The organism is Leptolyngbya sp. FACHB-60 (assembly GCF_014695775.1).
GTDB lineage: Bacteria > Cyanobacteriota > Cyanobacteriia > Phormidesmidales > Phormidesmidaceae > Nodosilinea.
Map to the genome: position 1 here is coordinate 1 of NZ_JACJOX010000022.1, position 17,981 is coordinate 17,981.

Below are 17,981 nucleotides of genomic sequence, written 5' to 3' on the forward strand. Positions count from 1 at the left end.
GCGGCGCAAACGCTATCATCATCGCCATGAATTCCATCGCAGCAAGCTCCTCAGCCCCTCATCTGAATTCTGCTTGCTGCTTTCCTTTTTGGATCAAATGGATAAAGTCGAGCCATGGGGGTGTGCCATCAGCACCCTGGCCCTCCTGCCACAGCAGCAACCCAACTACGCCCGCCAGAGTCAGCGCCACGGCCAGAGCAATCAGCCGCTGCCGCAGTTTGCGATCGAGGGTTGGCATTGCCGTCATAGGCGAGGTTGGAAGGTTGGTATTTGCCGCGAAACTCCCATCAAGATAGCGTTAACGGCCAGCATCTCTACTTACCCAGGGCTAAGTTGACCGCCGCCTCGGCGTGGATGCGGGTGGTGGGAAATAGGGGTGCTGCCGCGATCGCATCCCCCACCAGCAGCTCTAGCTCCGTGCAGCCCAGGATCACCCCCTCGGCCCCGGCCTCGACCAGTTCCTGGCAGATCGCCAGCACCGTTTGGCGAGAGCCGGGCTTAAACTGACCCTGGCACAGCTCGTCATAGATAATCTGGTGCACCATTTCCCGACTAGACTCGCTGGGAATCAGTACCTCCAGACCGTGATGCTCGATTAAACGCTGGCGGTAGAAGTCTTGCTCCATGGTGAACTTGGTACCCAACAGCCCCACTTGCCCTAACCCCTGGGCTTTAATCGCATCGGCAGTAACATCGGCAATGTGCAGGAGGGGAATAGAAATGCGGGCCTCGATCGCATCGGCTACTCGGTGCATGGTGTTGGTGCCGATCAGCACCATACCGGCTCCGGCCATTTGCAGCTTTTGGGCGGCTTCCACCAGAATGTCTGAAATCTCTATCCAGTCGTTCTGGTGCTGAAGGGTGGCCAAATCGGCAAAATTGACCGAAAACATAATTATTTTGGCGGAGTGTAGCCCCCACGCTTCGCCCGCGTAGCTTGGTTGAGAATGCGGTAGTACTCTAGAGACGACTCCCAACTCATGCCGCCAATCAGGCCAATAGTTTTCATTGGAGGGGTTGGCATGGCGTTACCGGGGGAGAGGTTGTGCCCAGGGTTATATCATCTTTGCTGAGCACCTTCCCGGAGCGATCGGTTAAGGTTGCGTAAATCGGCAAAAGCCTGGCAGAGTTAAACGGATTGCCTCAGCCCGCCGTTCTCACCAATGCCCCCTAGAGTTGACCTATGACCGTTTCTTCTGATGCTGCTCCCTACGCATCCCTCAGCGTTGAGGATCTGGCCCAGCGTCTCGCTGAGGCTGACGGTGCGATGCAGCTGATCGACGTCCGCGAACCCAGCGAACTTGAGCTGGCCAGCCTGCCCGGCTTTGCCAACCTGCCCCTGAGCGAGTTTGCCGAATGGTCGGAGGCCATTCACAATCGCTTTGAGCGCGATCGCGAAACCATTGTGCTCTGCCACCACGGCATGCGCTCGGCCCAGATGTGCGGCTGGCTGGCTCAGCAGGGCTTCACCCAACTCAAGAATGTGACTGGCGGCATTGATGCCTATGCCCTGCTGGTCGATCGCACCGTGCCCCGCTACTAGCCTGCTATTCGGGTTCTGCCCCTTTGCCCCCATGGTGACGACTTTTCTGCGATCGCTGCTTCCTGGACAGCCTCCAGCGGCGGCCAGTCTCAAGACCCTGGCGCAGGCGGCCGATCGCCAGATTGCGGCTCGGCGGGCGGGGCTACCACTGGTCTCGCCGCGCCGCGACATCCCCATGAACTATCGAGTGTGGGGGCTAAAGTTTGGCAGCCAAGACAACGAGGTGCTGACTTCGGTGGGGGCGATCGCCGACCGGTTTCAGCGCGACGGCGTTGACGGTCGCCTGCTCATTCTGGGAGAAGCTGGCGTCGGTAAAACCCACACCCTGCTGGCGGTGGGAGAACTGTTAGTGAAGCGCGGCGGGCCGGTGCCAGTGCTGGTGGATGTCTCAGCCTGGGCCAGGGAATCCATGCGCGATTGGCTGATGGCCACTCTGTGGCGCGAGTACCGGGTGGCCAAAGCCGACGCCAGCTATTGGATCGACAATGCTCAGCTCACCCTGCTGATCGATGGGTTTGACCACCTGCCTACCGCCCAAAAGCGCAAGTGCGCCGCTGCGATCGAAACCCTGCTGCGCAGCAACCCCAACCAAACTGCCCTGCTCTGCTGTCGCCGCCAGGTGCTGGAGTCATCGGGGTTAACCTTTGACCAGTTCAACGGCGGCATTAACATCATTCCTCTGGCGGCCCAGCAGGTCAAAGACTACGTGCTGGCTCAAAACCGGCCCGAGCTGTGGCCGGTGATCAAGGACAGCAAACTGCTTCAGCAGTTGGCCAGGCTGCCCCTGGTGCTCAACCTGCTGGTGGCGATGCCCAATCTGGCGGTGCCTCCCCTGCGCAGTCGAGCCGACCTGGTCAAGCGGTATCTTGATGAGGGGTTGGCTAAGGCCAAAGGCGATTCAGCTCAGCACCGAGCAGCTTTGGGCTGGCTGGCCGAGCAGCTCAGCCAGCGTCCTCGCACCTTTTATTTGGATGATTTGGACCGGAGCTGGCTGCCCGAGCCACGCCAGTTGCTCTATCGGCTACTGCTGGGGCTGGCGATCGCCCTAATCATGGGACTGGTGGGGGGCAACCTGCTGCTGGGGGTAGCCCTGGGGCTGATGGCCTCGCAGATTGATCTGGAGAGTTTTCCTTATATTCGGCTGGGGGTGGCGATCGCCCCCTTAGGCCGCCTAATTTCCCTAGCGATCACCTGCGGCGGGCTAGCCCTGGTGCTGGGTCTCGTGTTAGGCGGCGGAGCCGCCCTGGTGCTGAGCCCCTTTGGCCATGGGGTGGTTGGGTTTGGCGGAGCTGGAACCGTAGGTGCCTTACTGGGCTGGAGTTTGGGTCTGGTCGGGCTGCTCCACGGTGGGGTGCCCGGAGCGGCTCAAATTCGTCAGACCCCCCATCAAGACCTGACTTTGGCTCTGCGGAATACGGTGGTGCTGGTGGCGGTATTGGGCGCGATTTTGGGACTGTTGCTGGTACTACCGGCGGTGGTGGGTAGCCAGCCGCCGCTGACGCTGTTGCCCCTCAGCCGCCTGAGGCTGCTCGTGGGGTGTTTGGTGATTCTCGCCCTGTGGTTGTCCTTTAGCTTGCAGCACGGCCTAGTGCGGCGGCTGTTGGGCGGTAGGCAAGGCCTGCCCCGGGCGGCGCGCCCCTGGCTTGAGACCATGGTGACCGCTGGGCTGCTGCGGTGCGTCGGAGGCGGCTACAGCTTTGGTCACGAAGAGCTGCGTCAGGCCATCGCCCCCGAAAAAATCTAGGGCGATCGCTAACTCTGTTGGCTAGGCGTCATCTGAATAGCGCGCTAATGCGTACAGTAGCCGGGAGAGGTATGGCCCCGCTACCGATTGCGCTGCCAAAGAGAGCGGTGGAGTCAACCTTTTTCTTAACGGTGAGCACTTTGCACCTGCCTCTGCTCAGGCTCCTCTCAGATGAGTCAGCCAAAATTGCCTGGACGGCGCAACCCGGTTAGTTTGGCCTGGGGCTGTGCCCGCCGCTTCTGCCCTTTACCGTCAACAGCCATGCCGTCTCTATCCAGGTCTGTTTCTAAGCCGACCCCTAAGGCTAAATCGCGCCCGCCGGTACGCTGGGCAACTGTTGTGATGGCAGCTACCGTGGGACTCTCGGCGGCCATTGTGATGGCTTGGTTTGCGGGTGAGGCGCGAATCACCCAAATTTTTGCTCAGCTCCAGGTGTTGCAGAATCAGCCCCCAATGTGGCTCGAAGTACCGATGGTGGCAGCCCAGTATTTGGTGGCTCCCACAGTGCTGCTACTGCTGCTGGCCTTCACCATTACCCGCGTTTCACCCCAGCCCCGGCCCTGGTCACGATGCATTGTAATCAGCATTTTGCTGGTTTTAGTGGCCCGCTATCTCGTCTGGCGCTGCCTCTCAACCCTAAATTTGGCCTCGCCTCTAGAGGGCACCTTCAGCCTGCTGCTGTTGGGGATGGAGCTATTTGGCCTAACGATCAGCATTATTCAACTGCTGCTGCTGCTGCGGGTGCGCGATCGCCACAACCAGGCCGATGTGCTAGAGCACGATGTGCTTCAGGGCCGCTACCAGCCCTGGGTAGACGTGTTCATCCCTACCTACGATGAACCGGCTTTTATCCTGCGCCGCACCATCATTGGCTGCCAGGCGATGGATTACCCGCGCAAAACCATATACCTGCTCGACGACACCCGCCGTCCTGAAATCAAAGCCCTGGCCGCCGACCTGGGCTGCCAGTACCTAACCCGCCCCAATAACCACCACGCCAAAGCGGGCAACCTCAACCACGCCCTCGAACTCACCCAGGGAGAACTGATCGCCTCCTTTGATGCCGATTTTGTCCCAACTCGTAATTTTCTCTGCCGCACCGTTGGCTTCTTTCAAAACCTCAAGGTGGGGCTGGTGCAGACACCCCAGAGTTTTTACAACCCCGACCCCATTGCCCGCAACCTAGGTCTAGAAGGGGTATTGACCCCAGACGAAGAGGTCTTTTACCGCCAAATTCAACCCATGCGAGACGGGTCGGGCAGCGTGGTCTGTGCCGGCACCTCGTTTGTGGTGCGCCGCACCGCCTTAAAAGACAGCGGTGGTTTTGTCACCGAATCGCTCAGCGAAGACTACTTCACCGCCATACGCATAGCAGCCCAAGGCAACGAGGTCATCTATTTAGACGAGCAGCTCAGTGCAGGCCTGGCAGCGGAGAATATTTCAGCCCATGTCACCCAGCGGCTGCGGTGGGCTAGGGGCACCCTCCAGGCGTTTTTTATCGACTCTAACCCCTTGACAATTCGAGGGCTCACCCTGCTTCAGCGACTGGGGCATTTAGAAGGGCTGATGAACCAGCTGAGCAGCATTCCCCGCCTGGTGTTGTTGCTGATGCCCTTGGCCTACTCGTTTCTCAACGTGGTGCCCATTCAGGCCAATACCTCAGAGGTGCTGTATTTCTTTTTGCCCTATTACCTGGTGCAGCTCACGGTGTTTGCCTGGCTCAACCACTACTCCCGCTCAGCCCTCATGTCTGATGTTTATTCGATAGTGCTGGTGTTTCCCCTAGCCGCGACGGTGATACAGGCCCTGGTCAGACCGTTTTCGAAGGGCTTTGACGTTACCCCTAAGGGCACCTCCAACCAAAAGTTTCAGTTTAACTGGCGGCTGAGCCTGCCCCTGGTGATTTTGTTTGGGCTTACCACCATCAGCCTGTGGCGCAATCTAGGCCTGTGCCTGATGGCTGGATGGGGCAGCGAGGGCTACGATCTACAGGCCAAGGGGCTGGCTCTGGGCTGGCTGTGGAGCGCCTACAACCTGGCGATGATCGCGATCGCCCTACTGATCTTGCTGGATGTCCCCCGCCCTGACTCCCACGTGTGGTTGGATCTGCGCCGGGTTGTGAAGCTGTCGCCTCGGCTGTTTCAGTCGGCAGCGGGCGATGGCCCCACACCCGCCGATCGCCCGGCGCTCAAAACCTGGTGGGGCATTACCACGCTAATGTCAGAGGCTGGGGTTGAGGTGGCCCTCACCCAGCAGGCCTCTTTAGAGCATCCCCTCAGCGTGGGGATGGCGGTAGATCTAGAAATTGCCGAGGAGGCGATCGCCCTAGAGGGCATTGTCACGGCCATAGACTACCAAGACAAGTTTCCCCACCTGCGGGTGCAGTTTGGCCCCATCGCCCCCGCCAGCTACCGTGCCTTGGTCACCGCCCTGTTTTGCTATCCTGGCCAGTGGAAGCGGTGGAACAGCCCAGGCGAGCTGCAATCGATCGGGCTGCTGCTGCGGGTGCTGTTTTGGCCAAGATGGGCGCATGGCCGCAGTTCCAAAGCGCTGCCGCTGGTCAAAGGGTAAACCATCCGCCCAGAAACACTCTATGATGGCGGCTATCACACTACCCACTGCGCCTTTGTCGCCTCGCGCCCTAGCCTATGCAGATCACCTACGACCCCGATCGCGACATCCTGCAAATCGCCTTCAACCAGCGTGAAGTCGGTGAAACCGCCCGCATTTCGCCTAACCTCATTCTCGACTACGACGACGACGGCATGGTTGTGGGGCTCGAGCTGCGCGAGGCCTCCCGCCGGGTTGATAGCCCCCTCTCAGTCACGTTTACCGTAGGCGATGCCGACCTCGAAAAGCCGCAGCCATAGAGGCTTAGCAGAACTCCCCGGGCTAGCTCAAGGTGGACTGAACTCAGGTCTTTGTATCAGCAGCGGGATGCTGCAATCAGCGCAACAAAAAAAGGGGAGGCAATGCCTCCCGAATCGTCATGACTTACTCTCAATCGTCAACAGTTAGCGCAGAGACATCTCTTGCTCTGAGCTAGGCTTCGCCCGCTTCAATGGCAGGGGCTTCGGTGCCACCCAAGCTGATTTTGACCACCTTATTGCGGGCTTCAACCACCTTAGGCAGGGTCAGGGTCAGCACACCATGGGTAAAGTCGGCCACAACCTGGTCGTTTTGCACAGCGTCGGGCAGGTTCACCATGCGCTGGAAGCTGCCGTAGCGGGTGTCGTCGTAGAGCACCTGGGTGCCTTCTTCAGCAGGAGCCTCGGGGGCCTTGCGAACGCCGGCAATGGATACGCTATCAGCGGTTACCTGCACGTCGAGGTCGGCAGCGGTGACGCCCACTAGGTGAGCAGTCAATATGAACTCATGGCCGTGGTCAACTAAGCGAATGGCAGGAGCCCAATCGGTCTTAGTTAGCGCTTCATTGGTGAGATCGCCAAAGGCGTCGTTGATCTGGCGACGAATGGCGTTAATTTCGGTAATGGGGTCTAAGTAACGACGAATAATCATGGATTCTAAACCTCCTGGTACTGCCTTTGCAAACGTCTAAGGTGAGTCAGGTCAAGCATTTGCGCTTTCACTCTCTACAGCTACTATGGTGCGCCAGAGCCGCTTCTACCTCCAGTCGTAGGAACCCTACTGAGATGGCGAACTTCCCCACCGAACTGGTGGTGGGGTTAACCGTAAGGCGATCGCACCCCCAAGCTATGGGCCAAGAAGCCCAGTTTTTGGGGCAGCCGGCAGACCATTGACGGTTCACCAACTACATAGAGGATAGGAGGGGCACATGATGCCTTGTGTGGGTGCGCGATCGCCATTGCCGCGCCTGCAATTGTTAAAGCGTCGGTCGCGATCGCGGTTGCAGGACGGTGACATGCCATTGCAGCTTCATGACATGTGATTGCAGCGCAGTGACATGTGATTGCAGGGCAGTGACATGTGATTGCAGCGCAGTGACATGTGATTGCGGCGCAGTGATATGCGATTGCAGCGCAGTGATATGCGATTGCAGCGCAGTGATATGCGATTGCAGCGCAGTGATATGCGATTGCAGCAAGCTCTGACGACTTAGATTCTTTGCGAGTACCATAGGAATTAGTGTTTTCCTTCAGCCAGCCCCACCTCATTATGAACAACGGCGATTCCCATAGGGATCGCGGTGGGAATTGCTTCAAATGTTCAGCGCCAGCCAGCCACCGTTTTCCCCATCAAATCTCAGTCGTACCTTTAAATTTATGACTGAGCTATACCGTTTGCGATCGCGCTACAGCGTGATCAGGTCGGGATAGTTAGCAATCAGTTCATCGCCGCTGAGGCTATCGGTGGGGTCTTGAGGCGTCCACAGCAGCTCGTAGACCAGCAGGTAAGCAGGAGAAATAGAACCCAAGCGCTGCAATACCGCCTTTAAATCAGCAACAGAATTAACGGTGTTAAACAGGGGGCGATCGTCCGCCGTGCCCAACAGCAGCGTCACCACAATGTGAGAGGCCACATCTTCGCTGGGGCCACTGGGCATAGTCCGCCGCTGCACCTCGCCGCCTACGTTTACCAAGGTTTCGACGGTAAACTTGCTGCGCTCTTGAATCGACAGCCGCTCAAACAGTTCTGATGCCCGCTCGCGCCCGGACACCGTCTGTGATTCGGCCCGCACATGGGTCCAGTAGTCGGGGTGACGCAGCAGCGCCAGCACTGTTTCGCGCAGTTGGGCTGCCAGCCCCGCTGGGGTGGTGAGGTCAGCGTTGACAACAATGCGATCGAGGTCGCGCTGAAGATCTCTTGCCCCCGCTAGCAGCACTATCTGTAGGCGCGTCACCGTGACAATGTCGTTGAGCAGTTCGCTCTGGCTACCCGCCGTCGCTGGGCCGTCAAACCTACGACTGCTGCCCTGCAAATAGCTAAACGCGATGGGCAGCAGAATAAACCCCGCCACCACAATCACAATCAAGAATCCACCGCCACCGCCACCACCCGTTCCCACATACACCGGGGCCGGAGCGTAGGTGGGGTAGGGCACAATCACCGGCCCTGGGGCCGAACGATAGCCGTAGCTACCGCCATAACCACCACCGTAGCCGCCGCCATAACCGCCGCCGTAGCTAGGCAAACTGCGCGGAGCCGAGGGCGCAGGCGCAGAGGAACGGCCGAAGGAACCACCTCGACTCATGCCGCCGCTGACGGCCTGTTCTCTAACAGTCCCCGACGGCAAAAAGCCCTGGCTAAGCCGCTGTTCGATCGCCCCTAGGGAAAGGTGATGGCTCTTAACCACCGGCACTACCTCCAGATAGACCACCATCGCAATCATGGCGGTGGCAGCAGTAATCATCCACCAAAGCCGCTTAAAGCTAGGACTCACCTGCATCACGGGTTCTCCAATAGTTCATTCAATGTAGAGTTTGTAGATCGCCTGGAACCTTTTCTTGAGTATTCAAGAAACTCCCTAGCCTGGGGGTTAATAATCCTAAACTCGTCGTCCGCAGCACCCTTGAGCAAGGTGCAAGCGGCATGACCGCACCTGAGATGAGGTGAAGGGGTAGGCAGCATTGATGCAGATCTAGCCATTAGCGCATCCACTGCTTGGGTTAGGCATCGTCCTTAGTTAGCGGGGCGGTAGGCCAGATTATGTTGCTAAAACCGTAACCCCACACCGCTTCCTTATAGTTCATTGATAGATTGCCTAAGGACTCAGGGGAGATACAGTCAGCATTTTGAGCCATGCCTAAGCAGAAGACTGTGGTTCTCCCTGCTGAACATTAGGTGTGAGATTAATCATGAACAAGCGAGTATTTTCTACTCTTTTAGGCGCTGGCTTAGTAGCCGCTTCCCTCGGTAGTGGGGTAATTACAGGAGGCCAGGCCGTGGCGCAAACTCAGCCCGAATGGCACAACTGCATGACCCGTGAGGTGTTTGCCCCCGAAAAACAGGCCTGGTGCGATCGCTGGAACACCCTGATCAACGGCACCTACGTTGTGCCCCTGGGTTTTGGCCCCGAACCCACCTTTGAAACCGTCACCCTTGAAAATGGCGAGTACAATCGCCCCGGCGAACTCCTGGTCAGCATGGCCAAAGAACCGAACTGGCTGGCCTTTGGCGACATCAACGGCGACGGCAAAACCGATGCCGCTGTATTCTTTGGCGTCAACCAGGGGGGCGGCACCAACCTGGCCACCTACGTAGCGGCAGTGATGGATATTGATGGCGAAGCCCAGGCATTGCGCCCCGTCGTCCTGGGTGAGCGAATTATGCTCAACGGCCCCACCACCATTGACAACCAGCGCATCAATGTGGCGCAGCTCACCCAAACCGAGGTCAAAAACCGCAGCTTCGTGGTTGACGGCGATAGTCTCAACGAACTGGCTCAGCTACCGGGTCCAGTGAGTTCTATGACTGAGGGCACTGTCGTGTTTTCGCAAACGCCAACCTACGCGGTGAGGGTGTTTACCCAGCAGGGTCAGCCCCGCATCAACCTGTTCAACAAATCCACTGGGCGGCAGGAGCTGAATGCCGCTCCTGCCACGGCCAACGTTTCGGCTGAGGGCGTCACCTTCACCCACGGCGGCACTCCCTCGGTGGTGGTGAACATTGCTGCTAACGGTGCCCAAACGATTGAGGTCAACAACGCCGTGCAACCCAACTCCGCCAGCGTAACTGGCACCGTCAGCTATCTGCCCCGCATTGCCATGCCTCCCAACGCTATTTTGGAGGTCAGCCTGGTGGATGTCAGCCGGGCCGATGCGCCTGCGGTAGTCCTGGCCTCTCAGAGTGTGGTGTTTGGCGATCGCCAGGTGCCAATTCCCTTTGAGCTGGTCTATAGCCCTGACCAGATTGACCCACGCTTGAGCTACGCGGTGCAGGCCCGCATTATTGTCGATGGGGATCTGCGATTTACCACCACCAGCCGCTTTGCGGTGATCACCCAGGGCAGTCCCACCAATGTAGACGTTCGGGTTGAACAGATCTCACGGTAAGCCTAGGGCAGCGGGTGGTCCTATCAGCCATAAAACTGACCGATAGAACCACCCACAACCCAATGCTGTTTACTTCCCTTGGTTCTTCTAAAGCAAGCAGAGTAAAGCGTTTAGCTGGGCTACACCAAAGCCTTTGCTAAGCCACCTTTTGCCAGGTTGAGGTATTGGATTCAGTATTGAACTTTGAGCATCTAATCAGGCTCTCCGAAAAAATACTGAGTACATTTGCTCATTAGCTTAGGTTATCAAATCAACACACAATCAGTGGAGATTGTGTTAATGAAAATCTGTACTTGTTGTTACAATGAGAGACGGAGGAGATGAGAGCCCTCCGACGGAAAGATTATCTAAACCTCCGGCGCTGCAAAAAGCGCTGGGTTTTTGATGGTTTCTTCCAGATTGAGAGAACAACGTAGAGATTTAGTATCACCCACGTCGGCTTCCCTAGGGAGCCGATTTTTTTTATTCTTTACGATCGCGATCACCCTTCACTCTGTCTCTAGAGGTAACTTCACGCAGGAGGGGTAAACCGGCCCATGGCCAAGGGTTACGGTGATGATCTGATGGTCTATCTGAGCGCAATTTCCATGTCTCGCGCCGGTACCGCTATTCACCGCATAGGCCGGGAAACAAGACGCCGCCACGCTCAGCCGCAGACGGTAACCAGAGGCCAGGGTACAGGCCGTAGGCTGTAGGGGCAGCGTCACCCTCTGAGGGTCAGAATTTGTTGCATCGGGATTATCAACCCGGCACTGCCCCTGAGTGAGATTCATGACTCGGCCATCGCCATGCACCTCCGAGAGCACCACACTGAGGTCAAAGCTGGGGGCATCGACCTGGCAGTAGAGGATGGCGATCGCCGTTCCCACCAGCGTCAGCCCCTCAGTCAAGGGAGCAGTCGTGTAGGTCAGTACGTCAGAGCGGCTGTCGATCGCCCCTCGGTCGAAGGGGCCAGACGGCAAGCCGCAGTGGCCACCCAGGGAGGGCACTGGTCGCCAAGGGTCATGTACGATCACGTCCTCAGTTGGGGATGCCGGTTGTCTCTGGAGCTGAAACAAGTGCGGGCTAAGCACACCGTCGTCGCTGCGCATCCCCGCCAAGCCGCTACTGCTGAGGTAGAAGGGTTGGCCAGGGTTGACTAGCCAGCGATCGCGCCCCTGCCACTGGTTCACCCCCATCACAAATAGCTGAACAGGAGACTTAGCGACGGTCTCAGAGGGGGAATCTTTCAGAAACTGGTCGAACCAGCGAACTTGCAGGCGATCGATCGGGCTGTCGGCCTCAGGACCAAAATCCACCGCCCCCACCCGGCGGCTCCAGGGCAAATGTCCCCAGGGGCCAATCCACAGTTCTTGGGGGGCGCTGCCTTGGGACACCATTTGCTGATACAGCCGCAGGTTGCCCCGCAGGTGGGGGTCATACCAGCCGCCAATGTGCAGCATGGGCAAATTTACCGCTGCCAAGTCTGGCTTGAGCGCCTGCCAGTAGTCGTCGGGCTGAGGATGATCGAGCCACTGGTGAAAGAAAGAGTCGGGAGCATAGGTCTTTAGCACTTGGGGCCGGGCAGGAATAGCATCACCCAGAGGCAGGGCATGGGCAGCCTGGCGCAGCGCCTGATACGCCATGGCATCCTGTTGCAGGCGAGCGGTTTCGGCGGCAAGCTGAAGCGCCCAGCCCAGGCCTATTTGCAGGGGTAAAGCTCCATTTTCGTAGGCCCAATCGGCGTAGAGGTCGTAGCCCACCATGGCTGGGGCGATCGCCCTCAACGCGGGCGGCTGCCTCGCCGCCGCATACAGTTGGGTCATCCCCTGATAGGAAAACCCATACATGCCCACCGCCCCATTGCTCTGGGGTAGATTTGCCGCCCACTGCACCGTGGCATAGCCATCGTCGGCCTCGTGGCAAAACAGGTCAAACTCCCCACCGGAGGTACCTCGCCCCCGCACGTCTTGAATCACCACAATGTAGCCATGGCTGGCGTACCAGCTGGGGTGGGCATAGACCACGGTGGATGCGATCGCTCGACCGTAGGGCTGTCGCATCAGCAGCACCGGAAACGGCCCGTCGCCAATGGGATAGTACACATCAGCATCGAGGCGAATCGCCTCCTCGCCCGAGGGGGAGGCCAACGGGGGCAGCACCAGCGTTAGGGTTTGCGGGGGAGCAACAGCGTAGAGGCCGGGAGTGAGCAAGGGTTTACGGAGCGGTAGGGATGGGCCAAGCCCACCAGAAGAATTTAAAGGAGCCTGTAACGACCTTACGGGCTGGGGGAATCGTGACGGCCTAAAACAGCCAAATCTTCATCGTCTAGCTCAACGGGGGTGCCGCTGCGAATTAGCTCAGCGAAGTCTTCATTGGGCACCATGATGCACAGGGTATAGAGTCGAGTAGGGCCAGTATTTTCGACCACGTGCACCCCGTTGGGAGGCACCAAAATGCTGTCTCCCGCTCGAATAGCAACGGTTTTGCCGTCGCAGGTAGCACGGCCTTCGCCCTTGAGCACAAAAAACATCTCAACGGCAACCTGATGGCGGTTGGGGGGTGTTTTGCCACCGACGTCAAAAATTTCGACGCAGTAGGTCAGCGACATATTGGCAATAGTGGGGTCAAATACCAGGGCCAGGCGGTTGCTATCGCCGGGGCTAATGCGAAAAGCCTGGTAATCCTTCGGTGACTTATACACCGGCACGACGCAGCTAGTCGGCAACGAGCAGGTCAGGGAGTCCATAACCACAGTATCCATAACCGGTTGGCCCAACAGAACGGCATGACTATGCTAAACAGACTCCTGCGCAGATCACAGTAGCTCACCCTACCTTTCATAAAAAGTTGCCTTGTCAGGGGTTACTGCGGGAACTAAAACTATAAATTCAAGCGGCAGGGATCGCTTCAACGGTTGGCCACTTGGCTCTGTAGCCTTCAGACTCTAAAGAGATTGCGTAGGATCTTTATGAAGTTCCTGGCTGAGGCAGTTTAGGGTTACGCTAAACCTCAGTATCCCCATCTAGCTGTGGTGCTAGGCCAGCGGGGAAATTTAGAAACGCCTGGGTCGCTCTACTACCACTATCGACGCTACTCGTTCTCCAGGTTCTACGGTTACTTCCTCGGTCTAAAACGCAGCATGATCGACATCCTCATCATTGAGCACGATGCCGCCACAGAGCAATTTTTGGTCAGTGCTCTCAAGCAGCAGGGTTACAGTGTCACCACGGCCCGCAGCGGGGCAGAAGGCCTCACCCTGGCCGAAAAACTGCTGCCGGGGGTGATCATCTGTGACTGGAACATTCCGGGCACCATCGATGGGTTGGCCATTTGCCAGGCGCTTAAGCATCACCCGGTGCTCTCAATTACGTCACTGCTGCTGCTGACGGCCCGCTACAGCACCGCTGACCGAGTCAAGGGGCTGGAGATGGGGGCTGACGATCTGCTCTCGAAACCGGTGGATATCAACGAGCTCAATGCGCGGGTGCGAGCAGGGCTGCGCATCTACCAGCTCACCCAGGACCTGCGCCAGCAAAAGCAGCGGATGGAAGCTGAAATGGCGGAGGCGGAGGGCTATGTGCGATCGCTCCTGCCCAACGATCAAGTCGGCAGAGTGCCCATCCAATCGCGGTTTTTGCCCTCTCAGCAGCTCGGCGGCGACTGCTATGACTATTACTGGCTCGACCCCGACTATCTGGTAGTGTATTTGCTCGACGTCTCAGGCCACGGGCTGGGGTCGGCGCTGCTCTCTACCTCAGTGCTAAACGTGCTGCGCGCTCAGTCGCTGCCCGATGTCAGCTTCTACCGCCCCGAAAAAGTGCTGCGGGCGCTCAACGAAACCTTTCAGATGAGCGATCAGAACCAAAAATATTTCACCATCTGGTACGGTGTGCTCAACTGTGCCAACCGCCAGCTGCTCTACGCCAGCGCTGGCCATCCTCCGGCGGTGCTGGTGTCGATTGATGGCGACCAAAAGGTGACCACCACCCGCCTGCGCACCCCCGGCATGCCCGTGGGTATGTTGCCCGAAGCCAAGTACCAATGGCAGCGCTGTCAGCTGCCCCCCAACAGCAGCCTTTATCTATTCAGCGACGGCCTGTACGAGGTGCTGCAAGACAATCAGCAGTACCTCGGGTTGGACAACTTTGTAGATTTGCTAGCCGTGGCCAAGCGCGAGCGCAGTATTGACCACATTCTCGACACCGTAATTAAATGCCAGGCAGGAGAGGTTGCCAGCGACGATATGTCTCTGATGATGATCGACTTAGACTAGGCAACCACAGCAAGATTTAGGGTTTCAGAGATTAGGATTGTCCCTCACCTTGCACCTAAAACTCTAAATTTCGCACTCTTTTTGATGCCGAATCGGCATCAATTTAACGTTGGGCTTTAAGACACTTTGAGCTTGGCATCTTCAAAGTCCTGACGGTTTTCGTAAATTTCAAACACCCGATCCATGCTGGTAAGTTCAAACAGCATGCGGACCTGGTCGTTCATAGAGCAAAGGCAGAAGCTACGGTTGAGCGATCGCGCCTTTTTAAGCAACACAACCAGCGTGCCTAGACCCGAGCTGTCGACAAAAGTAATGTCTTTTAGATCAACTAAAATAACCTCAACCCCTTCATCGAGCAATGCCTCCGTAGAGGTGCGAAACTCTTCGGCTTTGGTGCTATCTAAAATACCGGTAGGCTCAATAACTTGAACGTTAGAATTCATAATAAAAAATCATTATTCCAAAATTAACAACTGTTTGGTAGACAGCAACTCAACCCATTAGCTAAATAATAGCCAATGCTGGAGAGTATATGGCCCTGGGGGTGCGATCGCGGTCGATTTCTACCACTAGGTTAACGTGTTCGCCATCACGCTTGAGGGCAGCAATAAATAGCTCCGGGTGCAGGGCACACCAGAAATACTCCACAAATGCATCAATGGTGGCATCGCTCATGCCGGTTTTGCCCTGGGCCTTCATCTGGTGTTCGGCGTCTTTGCGCCACTGTTTGCTCAGGCGGTAGTCGGCTGGGCACAGCACCATCAGTCGATCGAGACAGTCCCACAGGGGCAGGTAGGTGGCCAGTTCAGCGTTCATGTCGCGGGCAAACTGGCGGTCGGCTGGGGTGACAATGGGCTCTGGAGCCTGGTCAAACTGAGCCGGGTCAATGGGGCGCGCCCCCAAGAACCAGCCCTCAAACAGCAAAATATCCACATCCTGCACCCACTCTGGGTCAGTGCGATCGCCTTCGCCGCCGTGCAGCGATTTGTCGAACCGGGGCAGGGCCACAGCCTCACCCGCCCCCGCTGCTCGAATTTGGGTCAGGGTGGCCAGCCCCAGGTCGATGTCATGGGTGCCCGGTGGCCCGCGCCACCGCAATCTTGGGTCAACCTGAATTAGCGCCTGGCGATCGCGGTAGGTCTTGTAAAGGTCATCAATGGAAAGGCCCACAGCCCGATAACCCATCACCTGTAAAATGTGCCGCAGGATCAGAGTCAGGGTAGTTTTTCCCGTTCCCTGCCCGCCAAGCACCCCCTGAATTAGCGGGCCAGCCTGGGCTTCGCGAGCCTGTTTGAGGATCAGAGCCAGGGGCAGCCACAGCCGCCAGTACAGCTCCAGGTAGTGCTCCATGGGGGCCGGGGGCAGCGGCAAAGCATCGTGATGGGCCACCAGAGCCTGTAGCCAGCCCAGGCGTTCCTCAATTTGTGCCGCGCCGTTCTCGGCGGTGATGCCCCAGGCAGCGGCCCGTCGGGGGTCAGCCAGCTCCCACGCCAGCAGCTGCTGACGCTGGGCATCATCAAGAGCACTACCCGCTAGGTAAGCGGCGAGCAGAGGCGCGATCGCGAAATCCGTCGGGGTTGTCGGGTCTGCCATCACTACATCGTCACGATTGGTTGCTGAGCTGCACCAGAATGCTGCCGGTCTGCATCGCATCGCTGCGATCGCCACTGACTAGCGTAATCTGCCGTAGATGCTTGAGGGCAGGCTGGGCCGCCGCGCTCCACAGCCGCCATCGGGGCAGCTGGGTCGCTAAGCCAGCCTGAATCTGTGGCCAGTCAATATGAACATAGCCGGTGCTGGGGCCAGGCACCTGGGCCACCTGCGGCCACCAGACCGGGTACTGCCGAGGTACAACAGTGGGGCGAATCACCGCATCCAGCGTGGCGGGGGAGGCAGCCAGCGCCTCGTACTGATCGACCTGGGCATACAGGCCCGCCACCTCAGCCACCACCTGCAAAGGCTGTGACCCTCGCGTTTTAGGTAAGGCCAGGCGAGTCCAGGCGATCGCCGAAGTGCCCCGCAGGTCGAGAGCCCCAACCCCCAAGCCCTGTTTCTGGGCTAGGGCCGTCATCCCATCAAGCGCTGCGGTCAATGTCTCGCTCTGGGGAGCCACCACCAGCCAATCGGGCGATCCGGTTTCAGCCGTACCCAATCCCACCCCATAGGCGCGATCCACTCCAGTCTGGAGAAGATCCATCGCGCCCTGGCCCAGCGCACCGTCAATCAACTTGGCCAAAGGAAAACTGCCCTCACCTGCGGGAGAAAGCAGGGCCAGCAGGGGATTGAATCGCTGCCCCAGGGTTGCTAAGTCAGACCCTACCGCTGTCACCGCTAGGGAATCTGGCAGGTAGGGCACAATGTTTTCCCAATCGGTTGCCCTAGCTCGCTGAGAATGGAGACGGTGCCCCTGGGCGGCTAGCAGCGCCGTATGGCCCACTAGCCCCTCACGGGAGAGCTGCCACGACATCAGCCCCCAACCCACCTGGTCATCAGCGGCCCCCAGTTTACCCAGTCCCACGGCTGCCCCATTGGGATTTCTATCAGGGTTGAGCCACTGGCTGACCGCAGGCAGGTTCAGCGCCAACAGCCCCACCCGCTGATTGGGCAGCTCTCGCAGAGCAGTTTTGTAGCGGCGATCGCTTTGAAGATTGAGATCTGTAGATTGGGCTGCGGTCAGCGCTTGGCGCAGCACGTCAGGGTGATTGGCCGCCAGTACATAACGGTTGGCCACTAAAACCGTAGCTAGCTGAGCGGTTTCTTCTCGGGAGGATCGTGGAGTCACCCGCCGAGCGTAGATCAGGCGGTTGCCCGAGAATTCTTCAAAGGTGAGGGCATCACCGGCGATCGCGCGGTTTTGCCAGTAGAGCTCTAGCGCCGCCTGGGCCGCCGCACTATCGTTGCAGGATAGAGCAACGAGATAGCCAGGAGTAGAGCCATCGGTGGGGTCTTGGTCGAGGTCGGGGGTCACCATGGCGGCGGTCACCTCTTCCCCTAGCCACGGCTGAATGTCGCGGCTGTAGCTGAGGCCAGTGTTGGCCAGCAGCGCTTGCTCAATGAGTTCTTGATCGCGGTGGGTCTCCTGGCGCAGGCGGGGGGCAGCCAGATATTCCCACAGGCTGGCGAGGCGATCGGGGCGCACCAGCACCGAGGCGACGACGGGCGACTGCTTGGGCACAAACTGAAGCGCCAGCGGCTGAGCCTGCCCGCCGCGCTCAATCAGGTACAGGGGCGTGTTGAGGGTCAACCGCCACAGCAGCCCCAAACCCAGCACCAGCACCAGTCCGGCGGCAATGGCGAGGGGACGAATAAACGAGCGAAACTTCATTGACCTCACGCCTGCAACCCAACAACACCCGTAGCGCGATCGCCCGGGCCGACTAATTCTCCCTAGTGTATGGCCCTTCGATACCCGTAATGCCTCGGATGCCAACGGGCTGTTTAGAAATTAAACAATGTAAATTTTTG

The 17,981-nt window shown here is 58.3% G+C and carries 15 protein-coding genes and 1 pseudogene; 6 read left to right on the top strand and 10 right to left on the bottom strand.

All coding sequences use genetic code 11. The features are described from left to right. Positions 1 to 58: 58 nt before the first annotated feature. A complete protein-coding gene (locus H6F57_RS07975; RefSeq protein ID WP_190628831.1) occupies positions 59 to 247 on the bottom strand; it encodes a hypothetical protein in 189 nt (62 codons plus the stop codon). 67 nt (positions 248 to 314) lie between these two features. Further along, positions 315 to 1,009, bottom strand: a pseudogene (locus H6F57_RS07980) (aspartate/glutamate racemase family protein). A 174-nt stretch (positions 1,010 to 1,183) separates the two neighbouring features. On the opposite strand from H6F57_RS07980, the gene H6F57_RS07985 reads away from it, so the two are divergent. Both H6F57_RS07985 and H6F57_RS07990 read left to right on the top strand, forming a co-directional pair. Continuing rightward, complete coding sequence (locus H6F57_RS07985) at positions 1,184 to 1,543, top strand: rhodanese-like domain-containing protein (protein ID WP_190628830.1); 360 nt, start codon at positions 1,184 to 1,186, stop codon at positions 1,541 to 1,543. A 31-nt stretch (positions 1,544 to 1,574) separates the two neighbouring features. Beyond that, positions 1,575 to 3,287: a hypothetical protein gene (locus tag H6F57_RS07990; RefSeq protein WP_190628829.1), complete on the top strand. Its 1,713-nt coding sequence runs from the start codon at positions 1,575 to 1,577 to the stop codon at positions 3,285 to 3,287. 176 nt (positions 3,288 to 3,463) lie between these two features. Here H6F57_RS07990 and H6F57_RS07995 read toward each other — a convergent pair whose 3' ends face one another. Then, complete coding sequence (locus H6F57_RS07995) at positions 3,464 to 3,661, bottom strand: hypothetical protein (RefSeq protein WP_190628827.1); 198 nt, start codon at positions 3,659 to 3,661, stop codon at positions 3,464 to 3,466. Here H6F57_RS07995 and H6F57_RS08000 point away from each other — a divergent pair. Both H6F57_RS08000 and H6F57_RS08005 read left to right on the top strand, forming a co-directional pair. Then, on the top strand, positions 3,630 to 5,858 hold the full coding sequence (locus H6F57_RS08000; protein WP_242025870.1) for a glycosyltransferase: 2,229 nt from the start codon (positions 3,630 to 3,632) through the stop codon (positions 5,856 to 5,858). The two genes, H6F57_RS07995 and H6F57_RS08000, sit on opposite strands and share 32 nt — an antisense overlap. A 77-nt stretch (positions 5,859 to 5,935) precedes the next feature. Next, on the top strand, positions 5,936 to 6,157 hold the full coding sequence (locus H6F57_RS08005; RefSeq protein WP_073608782.1) for a DUF2283 domain-containing protein: 222 nt from the start codon (positions 5,936 to 5,938) through the stop codon (positions 6,155 to 6,157). A 172-nt stretch (positions 6,158 to 6,329) separates the two neighbouring features. On the opposite strand, the gene H6F57_RS08010 is transcribed toward H6F57_RS08005, so the two are convergent. Both H6F57_RS08010 and H6F57_RS08015 read right to left on the bottom strand, forming a co-directional pair. Next, positions 6,330 to 6,806 carry an Hsp20/alpha crystallin family protein gene (locus H6F57_RS08010; RefSeq protein ID WP_190628824.1) on the bottom strand — a complete coding sequence of 159 codons (477 nt, stop codon included), beginning with the start codon at positions 6,804 to 6,806 and terminating at the stop codon, positions 6,330 to 6,332. 754 nt (positions 6,807 to 7,560) lie between these two features. Then, the gene (locus H6F57_RS08015; protein ID WP_190628822.1) at positions 7,561 to 8,655 is read right to left on the bottom strand and encodes a DUF1517 domain-containing protein; all 1,095 of its coding nucleotides are present in this window, start codon (positions 8,653 to 8,655) and stop codon (positions 7,561 to 7,563) included. Positions 8,656 to 9,151: 496 nt separating this feature from the next. Between H6F57_RS08015 and H6F57_RS28295 the strand changes: the two genes are divergently transcribed. Further along, positions 9,152 to 10,261 (top strand): YbaY family lipoprotein, encoded by a 1,110-nt coding sequence (locus H6F57_RS28295; RefSeq protein ID WP_199292398.1) that lies wholly within the window; start codon positions 9,152 to 9,154, stop codon positions 10,259 to 10,261. 488 nt (positions 10,262 to 10,749) lie between these two features. On the opposite strand, the gene H6F57_RS08025 is transcribed toward H6F57_RS28295, so the two are convergent. Both H6F57_RS08025 and H6F57_RS08030 read right to left on the bottom strand, forming a co-directional pair. Continuing rightward, positions 10,750 to 12,402: a CocE/NonD family hydrolase gene (locus H6F57_RS08025; protein WP_347279963.1), complete on the bottom strand. Its 1,653-nt coding sequence runs from the start codon at positions 12,400 to 12,402 to the stop codon at positions 10,750 to 10,752. A 116-nt stretch (positions 12,403 to 12,518) separates the two neighbouring features. Next, on the bottom strand, positions 12,519 to 12,968 hold the full coding sequence (locus H6F57_RS08030) for a cupin domain-containing protein (protein ID WP_190628849.1): 450 nt from the start codon (positions 12,966 to 12,968) through the stop codon (positions 12,519 to 12,521). Positions 12,969 to 13,271: 303 nt separating this feature from the next. On the opposite strand from H6F57_RS08030, the gene H6F57_RS08035 reads away from it, so the two are divergent. Then, positions 13,272 to 14,516: a SpoIIE family protein phosphatase gene (locus H6F57_RS08035; RefSeq protein ID WP_313933616.1), complete on the top strand. Its 1,245-nt coding sequence runs from the start codon at positions 13,272 to 13,274 to the stop codon at positions 14,514 to 14,516. 116 nt (positions 14,517 to 14,632) lie between these two features. Here H6F57_RS08035 and H6F57_RS08040 read toward each other — a convergent pair whose 3' ends face one another. The 3 genes from H6F57_RS08040 to H6F57_RS08050 form a co-directional block, all read right to left on the bottom strand. Continuing rightward, positions 14,633 to 14,959 (bottom strand): STAS domain-containing protein, encoded by a 327-nt coding sequence (locus tag H6F57_RS08040; protein ID WP_190628821.1) that lies wholly within the window; start codon positions 14,957 to 14,959, stop codon positions 14,633 to 14,635. 61 nt (positions 14,960 to 15,020) lie between these two features. After that, a complete protein-coding gene (locus tag H6F57_RS08045) occupies positions 15,021 to 16,109 on the bottom strand; it encodes a glycerate kinase (protein ID WP_190628819.1) in 1,089 nt (362 codons plus the stop codon). 10 nt (positions 16,110 to 16,119) lie between these two features. After that, a complete protein-coding gene (locus H6F57_RS08050) occupies positions 16,120 to 17,841 on the bottom strand; it encodes a DUF3352 domain-containing protein (RefSeq protein WP_190628818.1) in 1,722 nt (573 codons plus the stop codon). Positions 17,842 to 17,981: the final 140 nt, after the last annotated feature.